Source organism: Streptomyces sp. NPDC054842 (genome assembly GCF_053611025.1).
In genome coordinates this window covers 88,890-113,213 of the sequence record NZ_JBSGZN010000011.1, presented here as the reverse complement: position 1 = coordinate 113,213, position 24,324 = coordinate 88,890, and the positions used below count along the sequence as shown (strand labels likewise).

The following is a 24,324-nucleotide window of genomic DNA, read 5'->3' as shown; positions in this document are numbered from 1 at the left end:
GCAGCTGGTCGGGCCGGCCGGAAGCCAGGGACCGGGGTACGGCCGAATGCTCTCAGATATCGAGCGTGTCAGATGACGGGAGGGCGGCCCAGTCGGGTCAGCCGCCACACCGTACGCCACTTCATCGGGCGGCGGGGCCCGCACGGGCTGGTCCAGCCCTCCTTGAAGCCGCCGAACCACGCCTTGAGCGCGGGTCCCGAGGGACGCCGGGCGAGGGTCAGGAGCATCCACACCCCGAGGTACACCGGGACGAGGAGCGCCGGGAGGTTGCGGCGGGCCAGCCAGACGCGGTTGCGGGCCACCATGCGGTGGTAGACCGCGTGCCGGGAGGGCGCGGTCGTGGGGTGGTACAGCACCATGTCGGACCGGTAGTCGATCATCCAGCCCGCGTCGAGGGCCCGCCATGCCAGGTCGGTTTCCTCGTGGGCGTAGAAGAATTCCTCCGGCAGCCCGCCGACTTCCGCGAGCACCTTCGTACGGACGGCGTTGGCGCCGCCGAGGAAGGTGGTGACGCGCGAGCTGCGCATCGGGTCGGCGGCCCGCAGCCGGGGCACGTGCCGGCGCTGGGTCTCGCCGGTCTCCGGGTCGGCGATGCGGAAGCTGATGATGCCGAGCCGCGGGTCGGCCTCGAAGGCCCGGCGGCACAGCTCGGCCGTGTCGTGCCGGGCGAGCAGGCCGTCGTCGTCCAGGAACAGCAGGATGTCGACGTCGGTGCCGCCGGGGCCGAACGCCTCGATGCCGACGTTGCGGCCGCCGGGGATGCCGAGGTTCTCGGGCAGCTCGACGGTGCGGACGCCTTCGGGGACGTCGGGGACGGGCGAGCCGTTGCCGACCACGACGACCTCGACCGGGTCGCCGTCCTGCTTGGCGACCGAGTCGAGGAGGGCGCGGAGTTCCTCGGGGCGGTTGCCCATCGTGATGACGACCGCCCCGACCTTCACGGTGCTCACTTCAGCCTGCTGGAGGCGAGGATGGACACCAGGTGCAGCAGCGTCTGCAGGATCGCGATGCCGGCCAGGACGGCGACGCCGAGCCGCGAGAAGAACAGGTCGCCGCGGACGGTGTCGAGGACGGCCAGGAGGAGGATCAGCAGGGACGCCTCGACCCCGAGGACCAGCCGGTGGAACTTCAGCGCGGCGGCGGCCTTGCGGGCCAGCGCCATGCCGGAGGACCGCGGCTCGGAGGCCGACTCCTGGACGGGCGGCTTGCCCGTCTGGTGCCGGGCCACACCGACGAGGTCGGTCTCGGCCTTGATCAGGATGGCGCCGAGGGCGGCCAGGGTGCCGAGGAAGGCCCACAGCCAGTCGATGCGCCCCGGGCCCCACAGGTCGGCGGCGCGCAGACCGAAGCCGACCAGGACCGCGGCGTCGCACAGGTAGGCGCCGACCCGGTCCACGTAGACACCGGCGATCGAGAACTGCTTGCGCCAGCGGGCGATCTCGCCGTCGACGCAGTCGAACAGCAGGTACAGCTGGACCATGAGGACGCCGAGGACGGCGCCCGGTATCCCCGGCACCAGCAGGGCCGGGGCGGCGAGGACGCCGAAGACGGTCATGAGGTAGGTCAGCTGGTTGGGCGTGACCCGGGTGTTCACCAGGTGCCGGTCGATGCGCAGCGAGATCTCGCGCATGTAGAGCCGGCCGGCCCAGTGTTCGCCGCTCCGCCGGTCCTTGACACCCGGGGGGTGCACGACCGGGCGGAGCTCAGCTACCGATGGCTTTTGCATAGTCGGCGTATGCGTCCCTGATCTGGTCGGTGGTCAGGTCGAGGTGTTCGAGGATCGTGTAGCGGCCGGGCCGGGTCTGCGGAGCGAACTCCACGACGCGGACGAACTCCTCCGCAGTGAACCCGATCTCCTCCGGCGTCACCGGGAGTCCGTGCCGGCGCAGCACCTCGGCCATGTTGGCGGACTCCTCGCGGGCACCGCGCAGGTGCATCGCGAAGGCCGCGCCCAGTCCGCACTGCTCGCCGTGGCTCGCCGCGCGCTTGGGGAAGAGGAGGTCGAAGCCGTGGTTGATCTCGTGGCAGGCGCCGGACGCGGGACGGGAGTCGCCCGCGACGGACATGGAGATGCCGGTGAGGACCAGCCCTTCGGCCAGCACCTGGAGGAAGGCGTCGTCGCCGACGCCGCCCGGGTGCCGCAGCACGGCCTCGCCGGCCTGGCGCGCCATCGCGGCGGCGAGGCCGTCGATCTGCTCGCCCTTCTCGCGGTGGGCGAGCTCCCAGTCCGCGACCGCGGAGATGTTGGACAGGGCGTCGCCGATGCCGGAGCGCACGAAGCGGACCGGGGCCTCGCGGATGACGTCGAGGTCGATGACCACCGCGATCGGGTTCGGCACGCCGTAGGAGCCGCGGCCCGCGTCGTTGTCGAGGGTCGCGACCGGCGAGCACAGACCGTCGTGCGAGAGGTTCGTGGCGACGGCGACCAGCGGGAGGCCGATGCGTGCCGCGGCGAACTTCGCGCAGTCGATGATCTTGCCGCCGCCCAGGCCCACGACCGCGTCGTAGTGACCGGACTTCATGGCGTCCGCGAGCTTGATCGCGTCGTCCAGGGTGCCGCCGCCGACCTCGTACCAGGTCGCGCCCGGCAGCGCCGGGGCCAGCCGCTCGCGCAGCTTGGCCCCGGAGCCGCCGCTGATCGCGACGGCGAGCTTGCCGGAGTGCGAGATCCGCTGGTCGGCGAGCACGCCCGCCAGGTCGTCCAGGGCGCCCGGACGGATGTCGACGACGACCGGCGAGGGGATGAGCCTCGTCAGTACTGGCACGCGATCTCACGTCCCTTGGCGAGGTCGTCGTGGTTGTCGATCTCGACCCACTTGACGTCACCGATGGGCGCGACGTCGATGCGGAAGCCGCGGTTGACGAGCTCCTGGTAGCCGTGCTCGTAGAACTGCTGCGGGTCCGTCTCGAAGACCGTCTTCAGCGCGTCCGCGAGCTCGTCGGCGGCCTCGCCCTCGATGAGGGTGACGCCGATGTACTCGCCGGTGGCCTCGGCCGGGTCCATGAGCTTGGTGATCTTCGTCATGCCGCCTTCGGGGCCGACGACGACCTTCATCTCCTCGTCGGCGAGGGACTTCACCGTGTCGAGGGCGAGGATGATCTTCTTGCCGTCGCCGCGGGCGGCGAGCAGCGTCTTCTCGACGGAGACCGGGTGCACGGTGTCGCCGTTGGCGAGGATCACCGAGTGCTTGATGGCGTCACGGCCGCACCAGAGGGAGTAGGCGTTGTTCCACTCCTCGGCCTTGTCGTTGTCGATGAGGGTGATCTTGACGCCGTACTTCTGCTCCAGCGCCTCGCGGCGCTCGTAGACGGCCTCCTTGCGGTACCCGACGATGATCGCGACCTCGGTCAGGCCGATCTCGGCGAAGTTGCCCAGCGTGAGGTCGAGCACGGTGATGCTGTCCTCGTCGCCTTCGGGGCCGACCGGCACCAGAGCCTTGGGCAGGGTGTCGGTGTAGGGGCGAAGACGCCGTCCGGCGCCGGCCGCCAGCACGAGGCCGATCATGCGGGTTCTCCTTCATCGTGTACGGCGGGTGCATGGGAGGACACCCAGAAGCGGATGCTCTCGAAGAGCACCACGAGTGCCACGGCCACGGCGGCAGCCGTGAGCGCGACCTTGAAATCTGTGGCGGCGAGCAGCGCGGCCAGGACGGTGACCAGCAGCGTCCTGCCTTCGTGCCCGCCGATTGCCCGCACCAGCCAGTGCGGCGGCGCGCCGGCGTTGCCGCGGATGCGGTACACCGTGTCGTAGTGATGGTAGGCGACCGCCGCAACCAGCCCGAAAGCCGCCGGAAGGGCCCCGTTCACGTCCGCTTTGGCCGCCAGTACCAGCACCGTGCCGTATTCGGCGGCGCGGTAGAACGGCGGAACCAGCCAGTCCAGAGCGCCTTTGAGGGGTCGCCGGAGGGCCACCGGGGACAGCAGCACGTAGCCGGCGGCGCCGAGGACGGGCCACCAGCTGCCGTAGGGGGCGAGTGTGGCGCAGAGCACGACGAGGGCGCCGGCCGCGAGGGCGACGAAGGCCGGGCCGCGGGTGGGGACCCGGCGGGTGAACCGGGTCAGCAGCTCCGCGAGCGGGCCGGAGTCCGTGAGGTCGGCGAGGGCCTGGGCGGCGCGGTCCGTGCGCCGGGCCTTGCGGGTCAGCGACCTGAGGACGCGGCCGGCCGTGGTGTAGGCCGCCGCGAACGCGCACCCGACGAGGAGGGCGTAGAAGGTGATACGGGGGGTGGTCAGTGCCGTCAGGACGGCGATCATCGCCCAGCGCTCACCGATGGGCAGGACGATCATCCGGCGCAGCCACACGGTCCAGCCGACGCTGTCCAGCTTGTCGGAAAGGGCCGCGGTGGGGCTGGTGTTGGCGGTGGCGTCGTGGTTCGCCTCGTTGAAGGAGAAGTCGACGACGTGCCGGCAGGTCTGCAGCACCATGGCGCCGAGGGCGAGCGCCCACACGTCGTCACCGCCGCGGGCCGCGCCGAGCGCGAGGCCCGCGTAGTAGGCGTACTCCTTGGCGCGGTCGAAGGTCGCGTCGAGCCAGGCGCCGAGCGTCGAGTACTGCAGCGAGTACCGGGCGAGCTGCCCGTCGGTGCAGTCGAGGACGAAGGAGAAGAGGAGGAGCACGCCGGCGGCGACGTACCCGGCGCGGGTGCCGGTGGCGGCGCAGCCCGCCGCGATCAGCGCGGTGACGAGCGAGGCGGTGGTGACCTGGTTCGGGGTCAGGCCGCGGCGCGCGCACCAGCGGGCGATGTAGCGCGAGTACGGGCTGATGAAGTGGGTGGTGAAGAAGCCGTCGCGGGACTTTACGGCGGTGCGCAGGCGTACGGCCTCGTCGTCCACGGCGGAGACGGCCTGCCGTGCCTCGTTGCGGGTCTGCGGGTCGGCGGGCACGACGGCGACGAGGGTGCCGAGTTCGGGCCGGTGCACCGGGACGGCGTCCGCGTCCAGGGCGGCCGTGACGCGGTCGGCGAGGTCCTCGACGACGACGGTGGCACCGCCGCCCGCGGCCGAGCTCTCCCGGGCCACCGCACGGGTCAGGGCCTGGCGGGCGCCGGGCTGGACGGTGACGGCTCCGGGCACCGCGGCGGCCGGGAAGCGCGGGTCGGTGAGGCCGAGGCGCAGCGCGTGGACGTGTCCCACGAAGCGGGAGTCGACGATCGCGACCCGCTGGTCGGCGGGCACCTGGGCGAGGAGCGTCTCGGCGTCACCGGCGTCCGAGGCGACCCGCACGTCGAAACCGAGCGTCCGCAGATCGCCTTCGAGCGACGATCCGGGGACCGGCTGGCCGGTGAGGATGGCGGTCGACAGACGAACTCACTCCCTGGGCGCCGACGCGTCCGCGCCGGCATGTGCGTGGTGGGATGGCCCTGCGCCTGAGGCGGCGGGCGGCATGTCGGCAGAGGCTATCGGATGAATGGAAGCGGGCGTTCACCGCCCGTTCACGGCCCGATCAACCCGGTCTGAGCGGCCGTCTCCGCCGCGATCATCATCGGTGATCCGGGGCCCGCGCCACAAACCGCGGGCCCAGACCGGCGCATTCACGGCATCGCGCGCGGTCCCCGGCGCACCGGGGCGCACCGGGGCGGACCGGTACGGCCCGGACGGGCCCGCGCGACGGGGCGGCACCGGCGTCGCGGCCGGGACCCGCATAGGGTGGTCGTCCATGACATGGCTGATCACAGGCGGAGCGGGATACATCGGGGCGCACGTGGCGCGCGCCATGGCCGGGGCCGGGGAGCGCATCGTCGTGCTCGACGACCTCTCGGCCGGGGTGCCGGGACGGCTGCCCGGGGACATTCGCCTGGTGCAGGGTTCCTCGCTGGACGGCGAGCTGCTGAAGCGCGTCCTCGCCGAGCACGTGGTGACCGGTGTGGTGCATCTCGCCGCGCGCAAGCAGGTCGGTGAGTCCGTCGCGCAGCCGACGCGGTACTACCAGGAGAACGTGGGCGGCCTCGCGACGCTGCTGGACGCCGCCGCCGGGGCGGGTGTCCGGCGGTTCCTCTTCTCCTCGTCGGCCGCCGTCTACGGAAACCCGGACGTGGACCTCATCACCGAGGACACGCCCTGCGCCCCGATGAGCCCCTACGGCGAGACGAAGCTCGCCGGTGAGTGGCTGGTGCGGGCGGCGGGCCGGGCGCACGGCATGGCGACGGTGTGCCTGCGCTACTTCAACGTGGCGGGGGCGGCGGCTCCCGAGCTCGCCGACACCGGCGTCTTCAACGTGATCCCGATGGTCTTCGACCGGCTCACCCGCGGTGAGGCGCCGCGGATCTTCGGCGACGACTATCCGACGCCGGACGGCACGTGCGTGCGCGACTACATCCACGTCGCCGACCTCGCGGAGGCCCACCTGGCGGCGGCCCGGCGGCTGGCGGGCGACGCGACGGGGGACCTGACGGTCAACGTCGGCCGCGGCGAGGGTGTTTCGGTTCGCGAACTCCTCACCCTGATCGCCGAGGTGAGCGGGGACCCGCGTCCGGCGTTCGTCGAACCGCGCCGGCCCGGCGACGCCCCGCGCGCGGTCGCCTCCGCGGCACTGGCCCGCCGCGAGCTGGGCTGGAGCGCGCGCCGAGGGGTGCGCGAGATGGTCGAGTCGGCCTGGCAGGGGTGGCAGGCACACCAGGGCGCGAACCCCGGGAGCTGACGTCCGGCTCTCTGACCTGCGTAACGTTTGCGCAGGTCAGAGAGATGACAACGGTGTTCAGTGCCGCGTTGCCCCGTACCCCCTGCCCGTAGTTGACTGGCATCCGGCGTACACATCGGAGGGCGGCTTCCATGGGGGCAGGGCACGATCACGGACACGCGCACGGTGCCCCGCCCACGGGCACCGCGGCGGCGGCGTACCGCGGGCGGCTCCGGGTGGCCCTGTCGATCACGCTCACCGTGATGGTGGTCGAGATCGTCGGCGGGACGCTCGCCGATTCGCTCGCGCTCATCGCGGACGCGGCCCACATGGCGACCGACGCGCTGGGCCTCGGCATGGCGCTGCTCGCCATCCACTTCGCCAATCTGCCGCCGAGCGGCAACCGCACGTACGGGCTGGCCCGCGCGGAGATCCTCGCCGCGCTCGCCAACTGTCTGCTGCTGCTCACGGTCGGCGGCTACGTGCTGTACGAGGCGATCCAGCGGTTCATGACGCCCGCCGACACCGAGGGCGGGCTGACGGTCGTCTTCGGCCTGATCGGCCTGGTCGCGAACATGATCTCGCTGACGCTGCTGGTGCGCGGCCAGAAGGAGAGCCTCAACGTGCGGGGCGCCTTCCTGGAGGTCGCCGCGGACGCGCTGGGCTCGCTGGCGGTGCTGATCTCGGCGACGGTGATCCTGACCACGGGCTGGCAGGCCGCCGACCCGATCGCCTCGCTCGTCATCGGCCTCATGATCGTCCCGCGTACCTGGAAGCTGCTGCGCGAGACACTGGACGTGCTGCTGGAGGCGGCGCCCAAGGGGGTCGACATGGCGGAGGTGCGGGCGCACATCCTGGCGCTGTCCGGCGTCGAGGACGTTCACGACCTGCACGCCTGGACCATCACCTCCGGCATGCCGGTGCTCTCCGCCCACGTCGTCGTGACCGGCGAGGCGCTGAACGCCATCGGCCACGAGAAGATGCTGCACGAGCTCCAGGGCTGCCTGGGCGACCACTTCGACGTGGAGCACTGCACCTTCCAGCTGGAGCCCAGCGGGCACGCCGAGCACGAGGCCCGGCTCTGCCACTGACCGGCCGCGCGCCGGGAGGTACCGCTCGAACGCATGACGCCCCCGGTGGGGGACGGTTCCCCGTCGGCGGCGGAGGGCACGATCAGGTATCCGGCCGCTCCGGCGTCCGGCCCGCCGCCGGCCGGGTGCCGCGCCGCGGTCTCCGCCCGGGGGACGTGCGGGGGACATGCGGGGGACGCCGCGAGTGCCCGGAGTGCCGGTTTCGTACGGCAGACTTGGGGTTCGAAGACCGATGCGAAGGATGGGTATGCCGATCACACCTGCCACCGCGACGCACAGTTCGTCGAACGGCACCGCTGAAGCGATCTTGCTCGAACTGGTCGACGAGGACGGGACGACGATCGGCACGGCGGAGAAGCTCGCCGCGCACCAGCCGCCCGGGCAGCTGCACCGGGCGTTCTCCGTCTTCCTCTTCGACGAGCGCGGCCGGCTGCTGCTCCAGCAGCGGGCCCTCGGCAAGTACCACTCCCCCGGTGTGTGGTCCAACACGTGCTGCGGCCACCCGTACCCGGGCGAGGCCCCCTTCGCGGCGGCGGCCCGGCGCACGTTCGAGGAGCTCGGGGTGTCGCCGTCGCTGCTCGGCGAGGCGGGCACGGTCCGCTACAACCACCCGGACCCGGAGTCCGGCCTGGTGGAGCAGGAGTACAACCACCTGTTCGTGGGGCTGGTCCAGTCCCCGCTGCGTCCCGACCCGGACGAGGTCGGCTCGACCGCCTACGTGACCGCCGGGGAGCTGGCGGAGCGGCACGCGAGGGAGCCGTTCTCGGCGTGGTTCATGACCGTGCTGGACGCGGCGCGCCCGGCGGTCAGGGAGCTGACGGGGCCGTCCGCCGGCTGGTGAGGCCCGCTACACGGTGACGGACTTGAGGGGCAGCGCCGCCCAGATCACCTTGCCGCCGCTCGCCGTGTGCTCGACGTCGCAGACCCCGCCCGCCTCTCTGGTGACCTCCCGCACGAGCAGCAGACCGCGCCCGCCGGTCTGCCCGTGGTCGGCCTCCAGGGCGGTCGGGCGGTAGGGGTGGTTGTCCTCCACGGACACCCGCACCCACTCGGCGCCGACGGCGACCTCCACGGCGAGGGTCGGCGAGAGCAGCGCCGCGTGCCGCACCGCGTTGGTGACCAGCTCGGAGACGATCAGCAGCAGTCCCTGGACCAGGTCCTCCGAGACGGGCACGCCCTGGCGGACGAGCAGGTCGCGGACGGCGTGGCGGGCCTGCGGGACCGAGGCGTCCACGGCGGGAGCGGTGAACCGCCAGACCCCCTCGTACGGCAGCGGGCCGGGGGGTCTCCGGTCGGCAGGCACGTCGTCGCCGCCCTCCGGGCGTGAGTCGGACCCCCGCCCACCGTTCTCCATCGTCCGGTCGCCACCCTCGCGCTCGATTGTCACCACACGTCGAGTGTTGAGAACGCGCTGGTCCGTACCGAATGACTGAACAGAAGTCAGCGGGTATCGACGCTTTCCGATCGCTCATGAACGTCAATGACGCTTGAGCGACCGCTTCTGTCGCGCCGGTGCCGCCTTCGGCAACTCTTCGGGTTGTACGGGTTGGCCGCCCGGCTCGTCCCCTTCGTACCCCCGGACCCCGGCCGCCGGCCGAGGGCGCCGAAGCGGGGTCCCGGGGCGGGCGCACCCTTCCCGACCGGCGGCGTGGCGCCCCGGATAGCATCCGGCGCATGGAGCCCCAGCTGCTGCACCGCGTGGCCGACGGAGTCGCCACCGTCGTGATCCACCACCCGGCCAAGCGCAACGCCATGACCGCCGGCATGTGGCGGGCGCTGCCTCCGCTGCTCGGCCTGCTGGCCGCCGACCCCGGCGTGCGCGCGCTGGTGCTGACCGGCGAGGGCACGACGTTCTGCGCGGGAGCCGACATCTCGACGCTGCGGAACTCGTCCGGCGAGGCGCAGGGACTCGCCGTCCGCGCCGAGGAGGCCCTCGCGGCGTTCCCGAAGCCGACGGTGGCGGCGATCCGCGGGTACTGCGTGGGCGGCGGCTCCCAGCTCGCGGCGGCGTGCGATCTGCGGTTCGCGCGGGAGGGCTCGCTGTTCGGGGTGACGCCGGCGAAGCTGGGGATCGTCTACCCGGCCTCCTCCACGCGGCGGCTGGTGTCGCTGGTGGGGCCCGCGACCGCCAAGTACCTGCTCTTCTCGGGTGAGTTGATCGACGCGCAGCGGGCGCTGCGCACCGGCCTCGTGGACGAGGTGCTGCCGGAGGGCGGGCTCGACGAGCGGGTCGCCGAGTTCACCCGCGTCCTCGTCGCGCGCTCGCAGCTGACGCAGGCGGCGGCCAAGGAGTTCGCCGGCGGGCGCGAGGACCGGGACGCGTACTGGGCCGGGCAGGCGCGCGGCAGCGGCGACACCGACGAGGGGGTCGCCGCCTTCCTGGAGCGCAGGCAGCCGAAGTTCACCTGGACCGTCGGCGGTGACGGGAGCGAGGGCTGAGGTCCCGCCGTCCCGATCCGCTCCCCCGTCGCCTGCCCTAGTCGAGCTTGAAGCGGCTGTTCGTGTGGAACTCCTCGACCAGGTGCGCGGGAGCCTTGTCCGGTGAACCCGCGTCGTAGGGCGGCCGGGGGTCGTACTCCGTGAACAGCTGGACGGCCTGCGCGTGTTCGTCGCCCGCGATCCGGCCGACCAGGGTCAGCCCCATGTCGATGCCGGCCGAGACGCCGGCCGCCGTGACGTACTTGCCGTCGACGACGACCCGCTCCCGCGCCGGTTCGGCGCCGTAGTGCCCGAGGAAGTCGAGCGCCAGCCAGTGCGAGGTGGCGCGGCGGCCCCGGAGCAGCCCGGCGGCGGCGAGCAGCAGGGAGCCCGTGCACACGGAGGTCGTCCAGGTGCTGGTGGCGTCGGCGGCGCGCAGCCAGGCGAGGAGCGTCTCGTTCTCCATCTGCGCCCACTGGCCGGGGCCGCCCGGGACGACCACCAGGTCGGGGGCCGGGACGTCGGACAGGGCCCGGTCGGCGGTGAGTGCCAGGTCCCCCGTCTCGTTGCGGACGGGGCCGGTCCGCTCGGCGACGAGGACCGTCTCCGCGCCGGGCAGCCGGCTGAGGGTCTCGTAGGGGCCCACCGCGTCGAGGGCGGTGAAGCGGTCGTAGAGGACGATGGCGGTCAGCATCGGGTTCCCCCTCGGTGGGTGGACGCGGGACGGAAACGGCGCCGGTACTCGGCGGGTGCCGAGCCGAGCGCCTTGACGAAGGCCCGGCGCATCGCCTCCGGGGTGCCGTAGCCGCAGGCCCGGGAGATCTCCTCGACGCCGTCGGCGGTGTCCTCCAGGAGCCGCCGGGCGTGTTCGAGCCGGACGCGGTCGACGTAGCGGCCGGGTGTCACGCCGGTCTCGCCGCGGAAGGCGCGGGTGAAGTGGCGGGGCGAGAGACGGGCACGGGCGGCGAGCGCCTCGACGCTCAGGTCGTCGTCGGGATGCTCGCTGATCCACTGCTGGACCTCCCGCAGCGGTGCGCGCTGGGCGGTCTGCGCGGCCAGCTGGACGCTGAACTGGGCCTGGTTGCCCGGGCGGCGCAGGAAGACCACCAGGGCGCGGGCGACGGCCAGCGCGGCGTCCCGGCCGAGGTCCTCCTCCACGAGCGCGAGCGCTAGGTCGATGCCCGCCGTGACACCGGCCGAGGTGGCGACGTGCCCGTCACGGACGTAGACCGGATCGGACTCCACGCTCACCGCCGGGTGGTCGCGGGCGAGCTTGTCGCAGAACGCCCAGTGGGTCGTGGCCCGGCGGCCGTCCAGCAGTCCCGCCGCGGCGAGCAGCAGCGCGCCCGTGCAGACGGAGACCAGCCGCTCGGCGCGCGGTCCGTGCTCGCGCAGCCAGTCGACGAGGGCGGGTGCCGGGGTCCTGGTGCCCGGGCCGCCCGGGACGAGCAGGGTGTGCGGGGCGGGGGCGTCGGCGAACGCATGGTCCGGTACGAGGGTGAGGCCGCTGGAGGTGCGGACCGGGGCGCCGTCCGGCGAGGCGGTGCGGACGCGGTACGCGCCGTCGGGACGGGCGCCGGCGAAGACCTCGACGGGCCCGCTGACGTCGAGGCTCTGCACGTCGTCGAAGAGGACGACCAGGACGGTGCGCATGCTGTCGATTCTTGGCCCGCGGGACGACGGCCGCAATGACGAGTACCCCACCTTTCCTGCCATGGGACGTCCGCCCGTTCCGTACGTACTGACCAGTCGGTAATGTGCCCGGCATGACCTCTCCACTGCCGGAGCGCGCCGGGCGGCGCTGCCACAACGTCCTGAACCCGCTGCACTCGACGCACTACTTCTCCCCCGACCTGGGCCGGGAGCTCGCCGCGATCGGGATCGACGACGACCGGGGCGCCTACTTCGCCGCGCGTTCCGCGGCCATGGGCGCGGTGGGGCCGGGGACGGTGACCGCGACGTTCTACAACTTCCGGCACGAACTCGTGGCGAAGCACGTGCCCGGGGTGTGGCGGGCCGCGTCCCCCGAGGCGGTCCTCGCCGCACGCGCGCGTGCCGTCGACGTGACGCTGCGGCGGCTGCTCGGCGACGAGCTGATCGCGTCCGAGGAGGTGGCCGAGGCGGCCGGGCTCGCGCTGCGCGCCGCGCAGGCGTGCACCAGGACCGCACGCCCCCTGTACGCCGCCCACGCCGACCTGCCCGTCCCCGAGGAGCCGCACCTGGCGCTCTGGCACGCCGCCACCCTGTTGCGCGAGCACCGCGGCGACGGCCACCTCGCCGTCCTGCTCGCCGCCGGGCTCGACCCCGTCGAGGCGCTGGTCAGCCACACCGCGACCGGCAAGGGCATGGCCCCGAGGTGGGCACTGGGGACCCGGGGCTGGACGCGGGAGGACTGGGAAGCGGCGGCGGACCGGCTCCGCGGGCGCGGACTGCTCGACGCGAAGGGCGAGTTGACCGACGCCGGCACGGCCCTGCGACAGCACATCGAGGCCGAGACGGACCGGCTCGACCTGGCCCCGTACGCGCACCTCGGGGCGGCCGGCGTGGAGCGGCTGACCGAGCTGGCGAAGGGGCTGCTGCTGACGGCCGTGGCGAACGGGGCGTTCCCGGCAGGCATGATCGGCAAGGACTGAGGTACCCGTATGTCACCCGGCCCCGTCGAACCAGACGGGAGTCAACGTGCCGGGAGACGAAAGGGGAAGCGCGTGTTTCGTGCGATCGCAGACGTGTTGCGGCAGATCGGTGGAGCCGTCGCCACGGTGGTGACCCTGCCGTTCCGGGCGGTGGCCCGGCTGTTCGGCGGCGCCTCGCACTCCGCCCGCAGGGCCTGACCGCAACCCCCGGGCCGCACGGCCCGTTCACGACCCACGTTCCGGGAGCCGGACGCGTCCGACGCGTCCGGCTCCCGGCGCGCTGCGGGGCCGCCCTGATCCCCCGTTGTCGGTGTCACCTGCCACAATTGCCGCGCAACCCCAGTGGAGAAGGCGGTACGGGATCGTGACGACACCCCTCGTAGGGTCCATCGAAGGCAGGATCGCCGAGGAACTCGGCGTACGGGAGCGGCAGGTCAAGGCCGCGGTCGACTTGCTCGACGGCGGCTCGACGGTGCCCTTCATCGCCCGCTACCGCAAGGAAGCGACCGAGATGCTCGACGATGCGCAGCTGCGCACCCTCGAGGAGCGGCTGCGCTATCTGCGGGAGCTGGAGGACCGCCGCACGGCGATCCTGGACTCGGTGCGCGAGCAGGGCAGACTCACCGAGGAGCTGGAGGCGCGGATCCGCGGGGCGGAGACCAAGGCGCGCCTGGAGGACATCTACCTGCCCTTCAAGCCGAAGCGGCGCACCAAGGCGCAGATCGCCCGCGAGGCGGGTCTCGAACCGCTGGCGGACCGCCTGCTGGCCGACCCGTCGGCCGATCCGCTCGCCGCCGCGGCCCCCTTCGTGGACGCCGGCAAGGGCGTCGCCGACCCGCAGGCCGCGCTGGACGGCGCGCGGGCCGTCCTCACCGAGCGGTTCTCCGAGGACGCCGACCTGATCGGCGAGCTGCGCGAGCGCATGTGGGTGCGCGGCCGGCTGGTCGCCAAGGTGCGCGAGGGCAAGGAGGAGGCGGGCGCCAAGTTCGCCGACTACTTCGACTTCGCGGAGCCCTTCACGAAGCTGCCCTCGCACCGCGTCCTCGCCATGCTGCGCGGCGAGAAGGAGGAGGTGCTCGACCTCGTCCTGGAGCCGGAGGAGCCCTCGCAGACGCCCGGGCCGTCCTCGTACGAGGGAATCGTCGCCCAGCGCTTCGGGATCGCCGACCGGGGCCGCCCGGGCGACAAGTGGCTGACGGACACGGTCCGCTGGGCCTGGCGGACCCGCCTCCTCGTCCACCTCGGCATCGACCTGCGGCTGCGGCTGCGCACGGCCGCCGAGGACGAGGCGGTCAACGTCTTCGCGGCGAACCTGCGGGACCTGCTGCTCGCCGCCCCGGCCGGCACGCGCGCGACGCTCGGGCTCGACCCGGGCTTCCGTACGGGCGTCAAGGTGGCCGTGGTCGACGCGACCGGCAAGGTGGTCGCCACCGACGTCATCCACCCGCACGTCCCGGCGAACAGGTGGGACGAGGCCGTCGCCAAGCTGGCCCGGCTCGCCAAGGAGCACGCGGTCGAGCTGATCTCGATCGGCAACGGCACGGCCTCCCGCGAGACGGACAAGCTCGCCGCCGAACTGATCGCCAAGCACCCCGAGTTGAACCTGACGAAGGTGATGGTCTCCGAGGCCGGCGCGTCCGTGTACTCGGCGTCCGCGTTCGCCTCGCAGGAGCTGCCCGGCATGGACGTGTCGCTGCGCGGCGCCGTCTCCATCGCCCGCCGCCTCCAGGACCCGCTGGCGGAGCTGGTGAAGATCGACCCCAAGTCGATCGGCGTCGGCCAGTACCAGCACGACCTGTCCGAGGTGAAGCTGTCGCGCTCGCTGGACGCGGTGGTCGAGGACTGCGTGAACGGCGTGGGCGTCGACGTGAACACGGCCTCCGCCCCGCTGCTCTCCCGGGTCTCCGGCATCACCTCGGGCCTCGCCGAGAACATCGTGGCCCACCGTGACGCGAACGGCCCGTTCCGCTCCCGTCGGGCGCTGAAGGACGTGGCGCGGCTCGGCCCGAAGGCGTACGAGCAGTGCGCGGGCTTCCTGCGCATCCGCGGCGGGGACGACCCGCTGGACGCGTCCAGCGTGCACCCGGAGGCGTATCCGGTGGTCCGGCGCATGGGGAAGACGGCGGGCGGCGACGGGGTCGCGTCGCTGATCGGCAACACGGGCGTGCTGCGTTCGCTGCGCCCGGCCGACTTCGTGGACGACACGTTCGGCCTGCCGACCGTGACGGACATCCTGAAGGAGCTGGAGAAGCCCGGGCGCGACCCGCGGCCCGCCTTCAAGACGGCGACCTTCAAGGAGGGCGTCGAGAAGCTCTCCGACCTGTCCTCGGGCATGGTGCTGGAGGGGGTCGTCACGAACGTCGCCGCCTTCGGCGCCTTCGTGGACGTGGGTGTCCACCAGGACGGCCTGGTGCACGTCTCGGCGATGTCGAAGACGTTCGTCAAGGACCCCCGGGACGTGGTGAAGCCGGGAGACATCGTCAAGGTGAAGGTGCTCGACGTCGACCTGCCGCGCAAACGGATCGCACTGACGCTGCGGCTGGACGACGAGGCGGCGCCCGAGGGACCGGCGCAGGAGGGCGGGCGCCCGCAGCGTGCGGGCCGTCCGCCCCAGCAGCGGCAGCAGCAGGCGCGGCAGGGCCGCGGGGGCGGCCAGGGCGGCGGCGCGCGGCAGGGCGGCGGAGGCGGCGGTGCGCGTCAGGCGCCCGCGCCCGGCAACAGCGCGATGGCGGACGCCCTGCGGCGGGCGGGGCTGGTCGACCCCAAGCGGGGCCGCTGACGTGAGGTGCCGGGCCGTCCGCGAGTGGACGGCCCGGCACCGGACGGGGGCTCGGGGCCCCTGCCCGGCAGCGGGCAGGGGGCTTGCTCAGCGCTCGGTGACCTTGCCGTCGGCGACTTCGAGGCGGCGGGTCGTGCTGACCGCGTCCAGCATGCGGCGGTCGTGGGTGACCAGGAGCAGCGTGCCCTCGTACGCCTCCAGGGCCGACTCCAGCTGCTCGATGGCCGGCAGGTCGAGGTGGTTCGTCGGCTCGTCCAGGACCAGGAGGTTCACACCGCGCCCCTGGAGAAGGGCCAGCGCCGAGCGGGTGCGCTCCCCCGGGGACAGCGACGCCGCGGGGCGCAGCACGTGGTGCGACTTGAGGCCGAACTTGGCCAGCAGCGTGCGTACTTCGGCCGGTTCGGTGTCCGGGACGGCCGCGCAGAAGGCGTCCAGCAGCGACTCGGAGCCGTGGAACAGCTTGCGGGCCTGGTCGACCTCGCCGACGACCACGCCGGAGCCGAGGGTGGCGTGCCCCGCGTCCAGCGGGACGCGGCCCAGCAGCGCGCCGAGCAGGGTCGACTTGCCCGCGCCGTTGGCCCCGGTGACCGCGACCCGGTCCGCCCAGTCGATCTGGAGCGTCGCGGGCCCGAACGTGAAGTCCCCGCGCCGCACTTCGGCGTCCCGCAGCGTGGCGACGACGGCACCGGACCGGGGTGCCGCCGCGATCTCCATGCGCAGCTCCCACTCCTTGCGGGGCTCGTCGACGGTGTCCAGCCGCTCGATCATGCGCTGCGTCTGACGGGCCTTCGCGGCCTGCTTCTCGCTGGCCTCGCTGCGGAACTTGCGGCCGATCTTGTCGTTGTCGTTGTTCGCCTTGCGGCGGGCGTTCTTGACGCCCTTGTCCATCCAGGAGCGCTGCATCTGGGCGCGGCCCTCCAGCGCGGACCGCTTGTCGGCGTACTCCTCGTAGTCCTCGCGGGCGTGCCGGCGGGCGGTCTCGCGCTCCTCCAGGTACGCCTCGTAGCCGCCGCCGTAGAGGGTGATCTCCTGCTGGGCGAGGTCGAGTTCGAGCACCTTGGTGACGGTGCGGGTGAGGAACTCGCGGTCGTGGCTGACGACGACGGTGCCGGCGCGCAGGCCGCTCACAAAGCGTTCGAGCCGCTCCAGGCCGTCCAGGTCGAGGTCGTTCGTGGGCTCGTCGAGCAGGAACACGTCGTACCGGGAGAGGAGCAGCGAGGCGAGGCCCGCGCGGGCGGCCTGGCCGCCGGACAGGGACGTCATCAGCTGATCGAGGCCGACGCCGAGCCCGAGGGTGTCGGCGACCTCCTCCGCCCGCTCGTCGAGGTCGGCGCCGCCGAGGCCGAGCCAGCGCTCCAGGCTCTCGGCGTACGCGTCGTCCGCGCCCGGGGCGCCGTCCACCAGCGCCTGGGTCGCCTCGTCCATCGCGCGCTGGGCCTCGGCCACCCCGGTGCGGCGGGCCAGGAACTCCCGCACGCTCTCGCCGGGCCGCCGCTCGGGCTCCTGCGGCAGGTGGCCGACGGACGCGCTCGGCGGGGACAGCCGCAGCTCGCCCTCCTCCGGGGTGAGCAGTCCGGCGAGGAGCCGCAGCAGCGTGGATTTGCCGGCGCCGTTGGCACCGACCAGCCCGATCACGTCACCGGGCGCGACGACGAGGTCGAGTCCGGAGAAGAGCGAGCGGTCGCCGTGTCCGGCGGCGAGATTCTTGGCGACGAGGGTGGCAGTCATCAGGACGCCGATCCTAACGGCCCCGCCGCTCCCGGCTCCGCCCGGTTTCCGGGCACCCCCGCACGGCCCGCGCCCGGCGGCCCCGCGGCGCTCGTCCTCGGCGGCCCCCGTCTCCACCAGCACGCTTGTCGAGGTCCGCGCCACGGGGAAGGACCGGACCCGCGGACGGGTGCGCACGGCATGGCGTAGTCCGCTACCGTCCGGGCGTGAGGACAGCTCCGGGCAGTGACGTGATCGTGGTCGGCAGCGGCGTCATGGGACTGACGACCGCCGTGGTTCTGGCGGAGGGCGGCAGCCGGGTGCGGGTGTGGACCCGGGAGCCCGCCGAGCTGACCACCTCGGCGGTCGCGGGCGCGCTGTGGTGGCCCTACCGGATCGAGCCGCTCGCGTCCGCCCGGGAATGGGCCCTGCACTCGCTCGCGGTGTACACGGAACTGGCCGCGCGCGCCGGGGAGACCGGCGTACGCCTGGTCGAGGGCGTACAGGGCGAGACGCGGCTGGACGAGCGGGACCCCTGGGCCGCGCGGGTGCCGGGGCTGCGGACGGCGACTCCCGAGGAGCACGCGGGGCCCGCGCTGTGGGCACGGCTGCCGCTGATCGACATGCCGGTGCACCTGCGGTGGCTGCGCGCACGTCTGCTGAGGGCGGGCGGGACGGTCGAGGTGCGCGCCGTGGCGGACCTCGCGGACGTGCCGGCACCGGTGGTCGTCAACTGCACGGGGCTCGGGGCCCGCGAACTCGTGCGCGACCCCTCGGTGCGGCCGGTGCGCGGGCAGCTGGTGATCGTGGAGAACCCGGGCCTGCGCACGTACGTCGTCTCGACCGACGCGGCGGCCGGGACGACCACGTATCTGTTCCCGCAGCCGGACCGGCTGGTCCTCGGCGGGACGGCCGACGAGGACGACTGGTCGACGACGCCCGACCCGGCGGTGGCCGAGCGGATCGTCGAACGGTGCACGCGGCTGCGTCCGGAGATCGCCGGGGCGCGGGTCCTCGGCCACCGGGTGGGGCTGCGGCCGGTGCGCGACACGGTGCGCCTGGAGCGCGAGGCGCTGCCCGGCGGGCGGGTGCTGGTGCACAACTACGGTCACGGGGGCGCGGGCGTCACCGTGGCCTGGGGGTGCGCGCGGGAGGCGGCGCGGCTCGCCTCCCGCTGAGCCTCAGCCGTGGTCCCGGCCGACCGGGTCGCCCTCCGTGTCCGTGCCGGCCCCGGGGCCCACCCGGATCTCGAAGTCGCCGTCGTACCGCCGGTGCCCCTTGATCACGGCGAGTCCGACCGCCTCGGAACCCATCTCGCGGCGCACGATGACCGGGTCCCTGCGCAGGTCCCGCATGAGCGCGACGCACATCCCGATCATCACGAGGACGAAGGGCGCCGCGGCGAGGATCGTGAGGTTCTGCAACCCGGTGAGCGCGTCGCCCTGGCCGCTGCCGACCAGCAGCATGATGGCGGCGACGGCGCCGGTCACCACGCCCCAGAACACCACGACCAGGCGCGCCGGTTCGAGCGCGCCCCGCTGCGAGAGCGTGCCCATCACGATCGACGCGGCGTCCGCTCCGGAGACGAAGAAGATGCCGACCAGGATCATCACGAGCAGGCTGGACGCCGTGGCGATCGGGAACTCCTGCAGTACGCCGAAGAGCTGGCCCTCCGGCGTGGACTCGCCGCCGAGCGCGCCGCCCTCCTTCAGCTTCATCGCCGTACCGCCGAAGACGGCGAACCAGACCAGGCTGACGCTGCTGGGGACGAGGATGACGCCGCCCACGAACTGGCGGATGGTGCGGCCCCGGCTGATGCGGGCGATGAACATGCCGACGAACGGCGTCCAGGAGATCCACCACGCCCAGTAGAAGACCGTCCAGCTGCTCAGCCAGTCGGCGACGCCCTCGCCGCCGCTCGCCTCGGTGCGCCCGGCGAGCTGGGGAAGGTCGCCGAGGTAGGCGAAGATCGAGGTGGGCAGCAGGTCGAGGACGATGATCGTGGGGCCCGCCACGAACACGAACACGGCGAGCACCAGCGCGAGCACCATGTTGATGTTGGACAGCCACTGGATGCCCTTCTCGACGCCCGAGACGGCCGAGGCGACGAACGCGACGGTCAGGACGGCGATGATGGCGACGAGCAGTCCGGTGCTCACCGTGTCCATCCAGTCGAGTTCCTTGAAGCCGGAGCCGATCTGCAGCGCGCCGAGGCCGAGCGAGGCGGCGGAGCCGAACACGGTGGCGATGATCGCCAGGATGTCGATCACCCGGCCCGCGGTGCCGTTGGCGTGCCGCTCGCCGATGAGCGGGGTGAAGACCGCGCTGATGGTCTGGCGCCGGCGCTTGCGGAAGGTGCTGTAGGCGATGCCGAGGCCGACCACCGCGTAGATCGCCCACGGGTGCAGCGTCCAGTGGAAGAGGGTGGTCGCCATCGCCGTCTCCATGCGCTCACCGGAGTCGGCGGGCGTGGTGCCCGGCGGGGGCGTGGTGTAGTGCGAGAGCGGCTCGCTCACGCCGTAGAACATCAGGCCGATGCCCATACCGGCGCTGAACATCATCGCGACCCACGACACGGTGCGGAACTCGGGCTCCTCGCCCTCGGCACCGAGGTGGATGCGGCCGTAGCGGCTGATGGCGAGCCACAGGGCGAAGACCACGAAGCAGGAGGCGGCCAGCATGAAGGCCCAGCCGCCGTTGTGGATCAGGCCGTCGAGCATCGTGGTGGAGACGCTCGTCAGGGAGTCGGTGGCGACCGAGCCCCAGATCACGAAGGCCAGGGTCAGTGCGGCGGTGACGCCGAACACCACCCGGTCGGTGCGGTGGTCCGTGCCGCCGGGGACGTCCGACGGATCGCCCCGGCCGCCCCGTTCCTTCAGGTCCTCTGTCATCCGCCGCACCTTCCCGTGGAAGTCGTATGGGCGTCATTGCCGCATCGCGCCCATACGACTTATCACGAGTACCGGCGGCGGGAGGGGGCTCAGCAGTCGGTGTCGGACTCCCCGGCCGTGAGGTGGTACGGCGCCCGTGCGTCCAGCAGCAGCGGGACGAGCGCCCGCAGCGGCCCGCGGAGCCGTACCAGGACGCCGTCGCCGTGGCGCTCGGCGCGCAGGCCGTGCAGGGCGAGTTCGTCGCGCAGGCCGGCGTACTGCTCCGCGGTGAGCCGGTAACCGCACGGCGGGTCCTGGATCACCTCGGCCGGTTCGGCCGGGTCGTTGTCGGCGCCGCCCAGGTAGACCGGGCCGGTGTCCCGGTAGCCGGTGAGCCGTGCCGCGGCCGTGGCGGCCGCCAGCCGCCGGCCGTGCTCGCCCGCGTAGCCGAACAGGCCGCCCAGCGCCGCGAGCTGGGAGTCCACACGGCGCCGCCTGTTCAGCGACGGATCCGCCCGCTCGGCCTCGGTGAGCGGGTCGACGCGGCTCTCGATGAGCAGTCCCGCGGCGTGCTTGACGCCCGACATGTTCCGCAGGATGCGTTCCTGTCCGTCACCGGCGGTCTGCTTGACCGGGTCGCCGGTCACCGGGTCCGTCCAGATGCCGTACGTGCCGGTCGAGTAGCCCGCCCGGAGGGCGGCGGGGCGGACGTGGTCCAGCGACAGGGTGTGCGCCTCGTCGTGCACGGCCGGGTCGGTGTTGAGGTTGCGCGGCCAGAGGTCGAACAGGTCCTTGTCGTAGTACGGGGGCGTGGCCCCGTACTCGTGCAGGTCGTAGACCAGGTCGGGCCGGCGGTCGCGCAGCACCGCGGCCATGGCGCGGGCCTCGGCCGTGTTCAGGGCGAGGTGGTCGCGGTTGACGTCGACGCCGTCGCCGTTCCCGCGGGTGTCGGCGGCGCGGCCGTCGGGATTGGCGGTCGGCACCACGAGCACGGTCGTGGTGCGCAGGAGCCGCCGGGTCGGCGCGTCGTCGGCGTACGCGAGGTCGCGGACGGTGGTGAGGCACGCCTCGCGGCCCGAGGGCTCGTCGCCGTGCTGACTGCACACCAGGAGCACGGTCGTCGGGGCGTGCCGGGCGCCGACGCGGACGAGCTGGAGCGGGCGTCCCTGGGCGGTGGTGCCGATCCGGTCGACGGAGACCCGGTCGCTCACCCGGTCGAGGGCCGCGAGGAAGTCCTGCTCCTCGGGCTGGGTGGTCCAGCGTGCTCCGTCGGTCCGCTCGAAGCCGGTGCGCGGCGGGGCGGCGCCGGCGTGGGCGGGCGCCGCCGCCAGGGGCGCGGCCAGGGCCGTGGCGGTGACCGCCACGGCCAGGGCGCGGACGCGCGACCTCATCGGGTGCCCGCCCCGGGGACCCGGCGGGGGGCCGCCGGGTCGCGTACGCCGTCCAGGACCGACGGGTGGGCGAGCGCGGTGGAGTGCGCCGTCGCCGCGGCGAAGGCGCCGCCGCCGCCGCCGCCGACCAGCGGTACCCGGGCCGAGGTGCGGGCCAGGTCGACGGTCAGCGTGGGCGTGCTCGACGGCGGATCGATGAGGTCCTTGTCGGTGCCCGCGACGATGAGGGCGAGGCGGTGGCCCTTCGGCACGACGTGGTCGGTGGCGGCCAGGTCGAGCGTGATGGTGTAGGCCCTGCCCGGGGTGAGCGGGACGCCCTTCGTGGCGGAGGCGTGGTTGCCGAGGTCGGCCCAGCCGCGGCTGACCACCGTGTAGTCGACGTCCGCGTTCTTCGCCGCGGTCTCCTTGAAGCAGGAGCTGTCGCCGGCCGTGCTCGGGCCCCAGCAGGTGCGGTCGGTGAGGGTCGTGATGCCCTCGCCGGAGGCGGCGTAGTCGCGGATGGTGTCCGGGCCGAGGTCGACCAGGACCGCCGAGAGGTGCGCGGTCGGGGTGGTCGGCGTGGCGGTCACGGTCACCTGGGACGAGCCCGAAAGCCGCAGGGCGCGGGTGAGTTGCGAGGTGACGAAGCCGGCCTTCTCGGGGGTCGGTGCGTCGATGTGGGCCGCCCAGTCGGTCTCGCCGAGTCGCGAGTCGTCGGTGAAGGTCTCGGTGCCGGACCGCGTCTTCGTCCCGAGGGTGCCGACGCCCGCCTGCGTGCCCTTGCCGGGGTGCAGACGGACGGTGTCCGTGCCGCGCGGCGGCCAGACGCGGGAGGTGGTCCAGGAGTCGGGGTGCCGCTCGATGTCGGCCATCGGCTCGTCGTCGACTCCGTTGTCGTAGCCGAGGAGTTCGTGGTCGAACCAGCGGTGCAGTGTGTCGACCCAGGCGCCGCGGCGGAAGTCGAACGGGTCGACGTGGCCGGTCTGCGAGAGCCAGATCTTGCGCTCGACGCCGTGTGCGGCCAGGGCGTTCCACCACTGGCCGAAGTGCTTGGTGCGGACGTTGAGGTCCTGCATGCCGTGGACGACGAAGACGCTGGCCCTCACGCGGTCCGCGTGGCGCACGTAGTCGCGTTCGGTCCACAGCCCGGTCCAGTCACCGGTGCGCGGGGCCTGGTCGACGAGCTTCTGCTGCACGGCGGCGCAGCGGGCGCGGGCGTCCGGGCTCTCCACGTAGTCCGACAGCCATTCGGGGCCGGAGTCGTAGAGCGGGGCGCCCTTGGCGAAGTAGTAGTCGTACCAGGAGGAGATGGCGGCGATCGGGACGATGGTCTCCAGTCCCTCGACGCCGGTGACGGCCACGCCGTTGGCGATCGTGCCGTCGTAGCTCTTGCCGATCATGCCGGTCCTGCCGTTGGTCCAGCCGGCCTTGGCGCGGTCCCCGCCGGTGCGGCTGGTGTAGCCCTTGGCACGGCCGTTCAGCCAGTCGACGACGGCCTTCGCGGACTGGACGTCGGAGCGGCCGCCGACGTCCACGCAGCCGTCGGAGCGGTTGGTGCCGGCCAGGTCGACGCCGACGAACGCGTAGCCGCGCGGCACGAAGTAGTTGTCGTAGAAGAGCGGCATCTGGACGACGTCGCCGTTCGCGTCGTACGTCTTCCTCTGGCTCTCGTTGCCCCGCCCGCAGCAGGAGTAGTACGGGCTGGCGTCCATGATCACGGGTACCTTGCGGCCCCGCTGGGCGGGTTCGCGAGGCCGGACGATGTCGACGGCCACGCGGTCCGTCCTCCCGTCGGCGTCGCCGTCCAGCCCGGTGTCGACCCACACGGACTCGCGGATGGCGTTGTCGTATGAGTAGACGGGTGTGCTCTCCCGGGGCGCGCTGTGGGCGACGGCGGGGGACACGAGGGCGGCCAGCAGGGCGGCGGTGGCCGCCGTCGCGAGCGATCTCCAGGTCGTGGGGCGCGCACGGCGCGCTCGAATCGGCATGCGCGGAAGGTACCCCGGTCAACTCCCGTGCAAAAGAGGGCTCTTGCAAGGTGCGTACGACGGGGTGGCTCATGTCGGCCGAATGGCGATCGTGTGACGGCGGGGGCCGTGGACACCCTTGGGGCGCCGGCGGCTGAATAGTCTCCGAACAGACTCCGTGCCCCTACGACTTGGAGCTCCCGTGCACCGCAGACTCATCGCCCCGGGCGCGCTCGCGGCCTCCCTCCTGCTGGCGGTCCCGGCGTCGGCGGCCGGCCCGGTACCCGGCGCGCCGGGCATCGGCGACGCCTACTACCCGGCCTACGGCAACGGCGGATACGACGTCTCGCACTACGACCTGCGGCTGAAGTACCAGCCGCGGACGGACGAACTGGAGGGGACGGCGACCCTCCTGGCCACGACGACGCAGGACCTGTCGCGCTTCGACCTGGACTTCCTGCTCGACGTGAGCGAGGTGCGGGTCAACGGCGCGAAGGCGTCGTTCGCGGCCTCGGGCGAGCACGAGCTGGAGATCACCCCTGCCCGGCCGCTGGCGAAGGGCACGCCGGTCACGGTCGTCGTGCGCTACAGCGGGGTGCCGTCCGCGAGGACCGCCTACGGCTTCTCGACCTGGCACCGCACCCCCGACGGGGCGGTCGCGGCGGACGAGCCCGAGGCGGCGTGGTGGTGGTACCCGAGCAACGACCACCCGCGTGACAAGGCCACGTACGACGTGTCGGTGGCGGTACCGGACGGCACTCAGGCGATCTCCAACGGCACGCTCCAGTCGACCAGTTCGCGGCTCGGCTGGACCCGCTGGAACTGGCGGTCCGACAAACCGCAGGCCACGTACCTGAACCCGGTTCACTGACG

The 24,324-nt window shown here is 73.1% G+C and carries 20 protein-coding genes and 1 pseudogene; 9 read left to right on the top strand and 12 right to left on the bottom strand.

Annotated features, from left to right (window positions below; genetic code table 11):
- Window positions 1–68 precede the first annotated feature (68 nt).
- Genes ACWGIS_RS11375 through ACWGIS_RS11355 form a run of 5 tightly spaced genes read right to left on the bottom strand, consistent with a single transcriptional unit; the run spans window position 69 to window position 5,301 of the window.
- A complete protein-coding gene (locus tag ACWGIS_RS11375) occupies window positions 69–950 on the bottom strand; it encodes a glycosyltransferase family 2 protein (RefSeq protein WP_453362156.1) in 882 nt (293 codons plus the stop codon).
- Window positions 947–1,726: a CDP-alcohol phosphatidyltransferase family protein gene (locus ACWGIS_RS11370; protein ID WP_453362155.1), complete on the bottom strand. Its 780-nt coding sequence runs from the start codon at window positions 1,724–1,726 to the stop codon at window positions 947–949. The genes ACWGIS_RS11375 and ACWGIS_RS11370 overlap by 4 nt, the downstream gene beginning before the upstream one ends.
- Entirely contained in the window at window positions 1,704–2,765 is a 1,062-nt protein-coding gene (locus ACWGIS_RS11365; protein ID WP_453362154.1) for an iron-containing alcohol dehydrogenase family protein, read from the bottom strand. Before ACWGIS_RS11365 ends, ACWGIS_RS11370 begins: the two co-directional genes overlap by 23 nt.
- A complete protein-coding gene (locus tag ACWGIS_RS11360; protein ID WP_453362153.1) occupies window positions 2,753–3,505 on the bottom strand; it encodes a phosphocholine cytidylyltransferase family protein in 753 nt (250 codons plus the stop codon). The genes ACWGIS_RS11365 and ACWGIS_RS11360 overlap by 13 nt, the downstream gene beginning before the upstream one ends.
- Entirely contained in the window at window positions 3,502–5,301 is a 1,800-nt protein-coding gene (locus tag ACWGIS_RS11355; protein WP_453362220.1) for a DUF5941 domain-containing protein, read from the bottom strand. Before ACWGIS_RS11355 ends, ACWGIS_RS11360 begins: the two co-directional genes overlap by 4 nt.
- A gap of 355 nt (window positions 5,302–5,656) precedes the next feature.
- Here ACWGIS_RS11355 and galE point away from each other — a divergent pair, with 355 nt between their 5' ends.
- The 3 genes from galE (at window position 5,657) to idi (ending at window position 8,548) form a co-directional block, all read left to right on the top strand.
- Window positions 5,657–6,637, top strand: a complete 981-nt coding sequence (galE, locus tag ACWGIS_RS11350; RefSeq protein WP_453362152.1) for a UDP-glucose 4-epimerase GalE — start codon at window positions 5,657–5,659, stop codon at window positions 6,635–6,637.
- A 131-nt stretch (window positions 6,638–6,768) separates the two neighbouring features.
- On the top strand, window positions 6,769–7,707 hold the full coding sequence (locus ACWGIS_RS11345) for a cation diffusion facilitator family transporter (protein ID WP_453362151.1): 939 nt from the start codon (window positions 6,769–6,771) through the stop codon (window positions 7,705–7,707).
- 247 nt (window positions 7,708–7,954) lie between these two features.
- Window positions 7,955–8,548 carry an isopentenyl-diphosphate Delta-isomerase gene (idi, locus tag ACWGIS_RS11340; RefSeq protein ID WP_453362150.1) on the top strand — a complete coding sequence of 198 codons (594 nt, stop codon included), beginning with the start codon at window positions 7,955–7,957 and terminating at the stop codon, window positions 8,546–8,548.
- Between the two features lie 6 nt (window positions 8,549–8,554).
- On the opposite strand, the gene ACWGIS_RS11335 is transcribed toward idi, so the two are convergent.
- Window positions 8,555–9,061 carry an ATP-binding protein gene (locus tag ACWGIS_RS11335; protein ID WP_453362219.1) on the bottom strand — a complete coding sequence of 169 codons (507 nt, stop codon included), beginning with the start codon at window positions 9,059–9,061 and terminating at the stop codon, window positions 8,555–8,557.
- A gap of 320 nt (window positions 9,062–9,381) precedes the next feature.
- On the opposite strand from ACWGIS_RS11335, the gene ACWGIS_RS11330 reads away from it, so the two are divergent.
- Window positions 9,382–10,146 (top strand): enoyl-CoA hydratase/isomerase family protein, encoded by a 765-nt coding sequence (locus ACWGIS_RS11330; protein ID WP_453362149.1) that lies wholly within the window; start codon window positions 9,382–9,384, stop codon window positions 10,144–10,146.
- Window positions 10,147–10,183: 37 nt separating this feature from the next.
- Here ACWGIS_RS11330 and ACWGIS_RS11325 read toward each other — a convergent pair whose 3' ends face one another.
- On the bottom strand, window positions 10,184–10,819 hold the full coding sequence (locus tag ACWGIS_RS11325; RefSeq protein ID WP_453362148.1) for a DJ-1/PfpI family protein: 636 nt from the start codon (window positions 10,817–10,819) through the stop codon (window positions 10,184–10,186).
- Window positions 10,813–11,778 (bottom strand): GlxA family transcriptional regulator, encoded by a 966-nt coding sequence (locus ACWGIS_RS11320; RefSeq protein ID WP_453362147.1) that lies wholly within the window; start codon window positions 11,776–11,778, stop codon window positions 10,813–10,815. The genes ACWGIS_RS11325 and ACWGIS_RS11320 overlap by 7 nt, the downstream gene beginning before the upstream one ends.
- A gap of 113 nt (window positions 11,779–11,891) precedes the next feature.
- Here ACWGIS_RS11320 and ACWGIS_RS11315 point away from each other — a divergent pair, with 113 nt between their 5' ends.
- The 3 genes from ACWGIS_RS11315 to ACWGIS_RS11305 all read left to right on the top strand — a co-directional run bounded on the left by ACWGIS_RS11315 (window position 11,892) and on the right by ACWGIS_RS11305 (window position 15,537).
- Window positions 11,892–12,758 (top strand): SCO6745 family protein, encoded by an 867-nt coding sequence (locus tag ACWGIS_RS11315; protein WP_453362146.1) that lies wholly within the window; start codon window positions 11,892–11,894, stop codon window positions 12,756–12,758.
- 72 nt (window positions 12,759–12,830) lie between these two features.
- Complete coding sequence (locus ACWGIS_RS11310; RefSeq protein ID WP_389391598.1) at window positions 12,831–12,956, top strand: LPFR motif small protein; 126 nt, start codon at window positions 12,831–12,833, stop codon at window positions 12,954–12,956.
- 166 nt (window positions 12,957–13,122) lie between these two features.
- Window positions 13,123–15,537 carry a Tex family protein gene (locus ACWGIS_RS11305; RefSeq protein ID WP_453362145.1) on the top strand — a complete coding sequence of 805 codons (2,415 nt, stop codon included), beginning with the start codon at window positions 13,123–13,125 and terminating at the stop codon, window positions 15,535–15,537.
- A gap of 87 nt (window positions 15,538–15,624) precedes the next feature.
- Here the strand turns inward: ACWGIS_RS11305 and ACWGIS_RS11300 are convergent, their stop codons facing one another.
- Window positions 15,625–17,265, bottom strand: coding sequence for an ABC-F family ATP-binding cassette domain-containing protein (locus tag ACWGIS_RS11300; protein ID WP_453362144.1), 1,641 nt, complete (start codon window positions 17,263–17,265; stop codon window positions 15,625–15,627).
- A 206-nt stretch (window positions 17,266–17,471) separates the two neighbouring features.
- On the opposite strand from ACWGIS_RS11300, the gene ACWGIS_RS11295 reads away from it, so the two are divergent.
- The gene (locus ACWGIS_RS11295) at window positions 17,472–18,422 is read left to right on the top strand and encodes an FAD-dependent oxidoreductase (protein WP_453362143.1); all 951 of its coding nucleotides are present in this window, start codon (window positions 17,472–17,474) and stop codon (window positions 18,420–18,422) included.
- Between the two features lie 3 nt (window positions 18,423–18,425).
- On the opposite strand, the gene ACWGIS_RS11290 is transcribed toward ACWGIS_RS11295, so the two are convergent.
- The 3 genes from ACWGIS_RS11290 to ACWGIS_RS11280 all read right to left on the bottom strand — a co-directional run bounded on the left by ACWGIS_RS11290 (window position 18,426) and on the right by ACWGIS_RS11280 (window position 23,472).
- Window positions 18,426–20,135, bottom strand: a complete 1,710-nt coding sequence (locus ACWGIS_RS11290; protein WP_453362142.1) for a BCCT family transporter — start codon at window positions 20,133–20,135, stop codon at window positions 18,426–18,428.
- A gap of 89 nt (window positions 20,136–20,224) precedes the next feature.
- On the bottom strand, window positions 20,225–21,505 hold the full coding sequence (locus ACWGIS_RS11285; RefSeq protein WP_453362141.1) for a M14 family metallopeptidase: 1,281 nt from the start codon (window positions 21,503–21,505) through the stop codon (window positions 20,225–20,227).
- On the bottom strand, window positions 21,502–23,472 hold the full coding sequence (locus tag ACWGIS_RS11280; RefSeq protein ID WP_453362140.1) for a Xaa-Pro dipeptidyl-peptidase: 1,971 nt from the start codon (window positions 23,470–23,472) through the stop codon (window positions 21,502–21,504). Before ACWGIS_RS11280 ends, ACWGIS_RS11285 begins: the two co-directional genes overlap by 4 nt.
- A gap of 181 nt (window positions 23,473–23,653) precedes the next feature.
- Here ACWGIS_RS11280 and ACWGIS_RS11275 point away from each other — a divergent pair.
- Window positions 23,654–24,307: pseudogene (locus ACWGIS_RS11275) on the top strand (M1 family peptidase); the annotation flags it as partial.
- Between the last annotated feature and the right edge of the window lie 17 nt (window positions 24,308–24,324).

Bases quoted from the DNA above. Each gene is read 5' to 3' on its own strand.
- ACWGIS_RS11370 (WP_453362155.1), bottom strand. From the start codon at position 1,726: ATGCAAAAGCCATCGGTAGCTGAGCTCCGCCCGGTCGTGCACCCCCCG.
- ACWGIS_RS11360 (WP_453362153.1), bottom strand. From the start codon at position 3,505: ATGATCGGCCTCGTGCTGGCGGCCGGCGCCGGACGGCGTCTTCGCCCC.
- galE (WP_453362152.1), top strand. From the start codon at position 5,657: ATGACATGGCTGATCACAGGCGGAGCGGGATACATCGGGGCGCACGTG.
- ACWGIS_RS11345 (WP_453362151.1), top strand. From the start codon at position 6,769: ATGGGGGCAGGGCACGATCACGGACACGCGCACGGTGCCCCGCCCACG.
- idi (WP_453362150.1), top strand. From the start codon at position 7,955: ATGCCGATCACACCTGCCACCGCGACGCACAGTTCGTCGAACGGCACC.
- ACWGIS_RS11335 (WP_453362219.1), bottom strand. From the start codon at position 9,061: ATGGAGAACGGTGGGCGGGGGTCCGACTCACGCCCGGAGGGCGGCGAC.
- ACWGIS_RS11330 (WP_453362149.1), top strand. From the start codon at position 9,382: ATGGAGCCCCAGCTGCTGCACCGCGTGGCCGACGGAGTCGCCACCGTC.
- ACWGIS_RS11325 (WP_453362148.1), bottom strand. From the start codon at position 10,819: ATGCTGACCGCCATCGTCCTCTACGACCGCTTCACCGCCCTCGACGCG.
- ACWGIS_RS11320 (WP_453362147.1), bottom strand. From the start codon at position 11,778: ATGCGCACCGTCCTGGTCGTCCTCTTCGACGACGTGCAGAGCCTCGAC.
- ACWGIS_RS11315 (WP_453362146.1), top strand. From the start codon at position 11,892: ATGACCTCTCCACTGCCGGAGCGCGCCGGGCGGCGCTGCCACAACGTC.
- ACWGIS_RS11300 (WP_453362144.1), bottom strand. From the start codon at position 17,265: ATGACTGCCACCCTCGTCGCCAAGAATCTCGCCGCCGGACACGGCGAC.
- ACWGIS_RS11290 (WP_453362142.1), bottom strand. From the start codon at position 20,135: ATGACAGAGGACCTGAAGGAACGGGGCGGCCGGGGCGATCCGTCGGAC.
- ACWGIS_RS11285 (WP_453362141.1), bottom strand. From the start codon at position 21,505: ATGAGGTCGCGCGTCCGCGCCCTGGCCGTGGCGGTCACCGCCACGGCC.
- ACWGIS_RS11280 (WP_453362140.1), bottom strand. From the start codon at position 23,472: ATGCCGATTCGAGCGCGCCGTGCGCGCCCCACGACCTGGAGATCGCTC.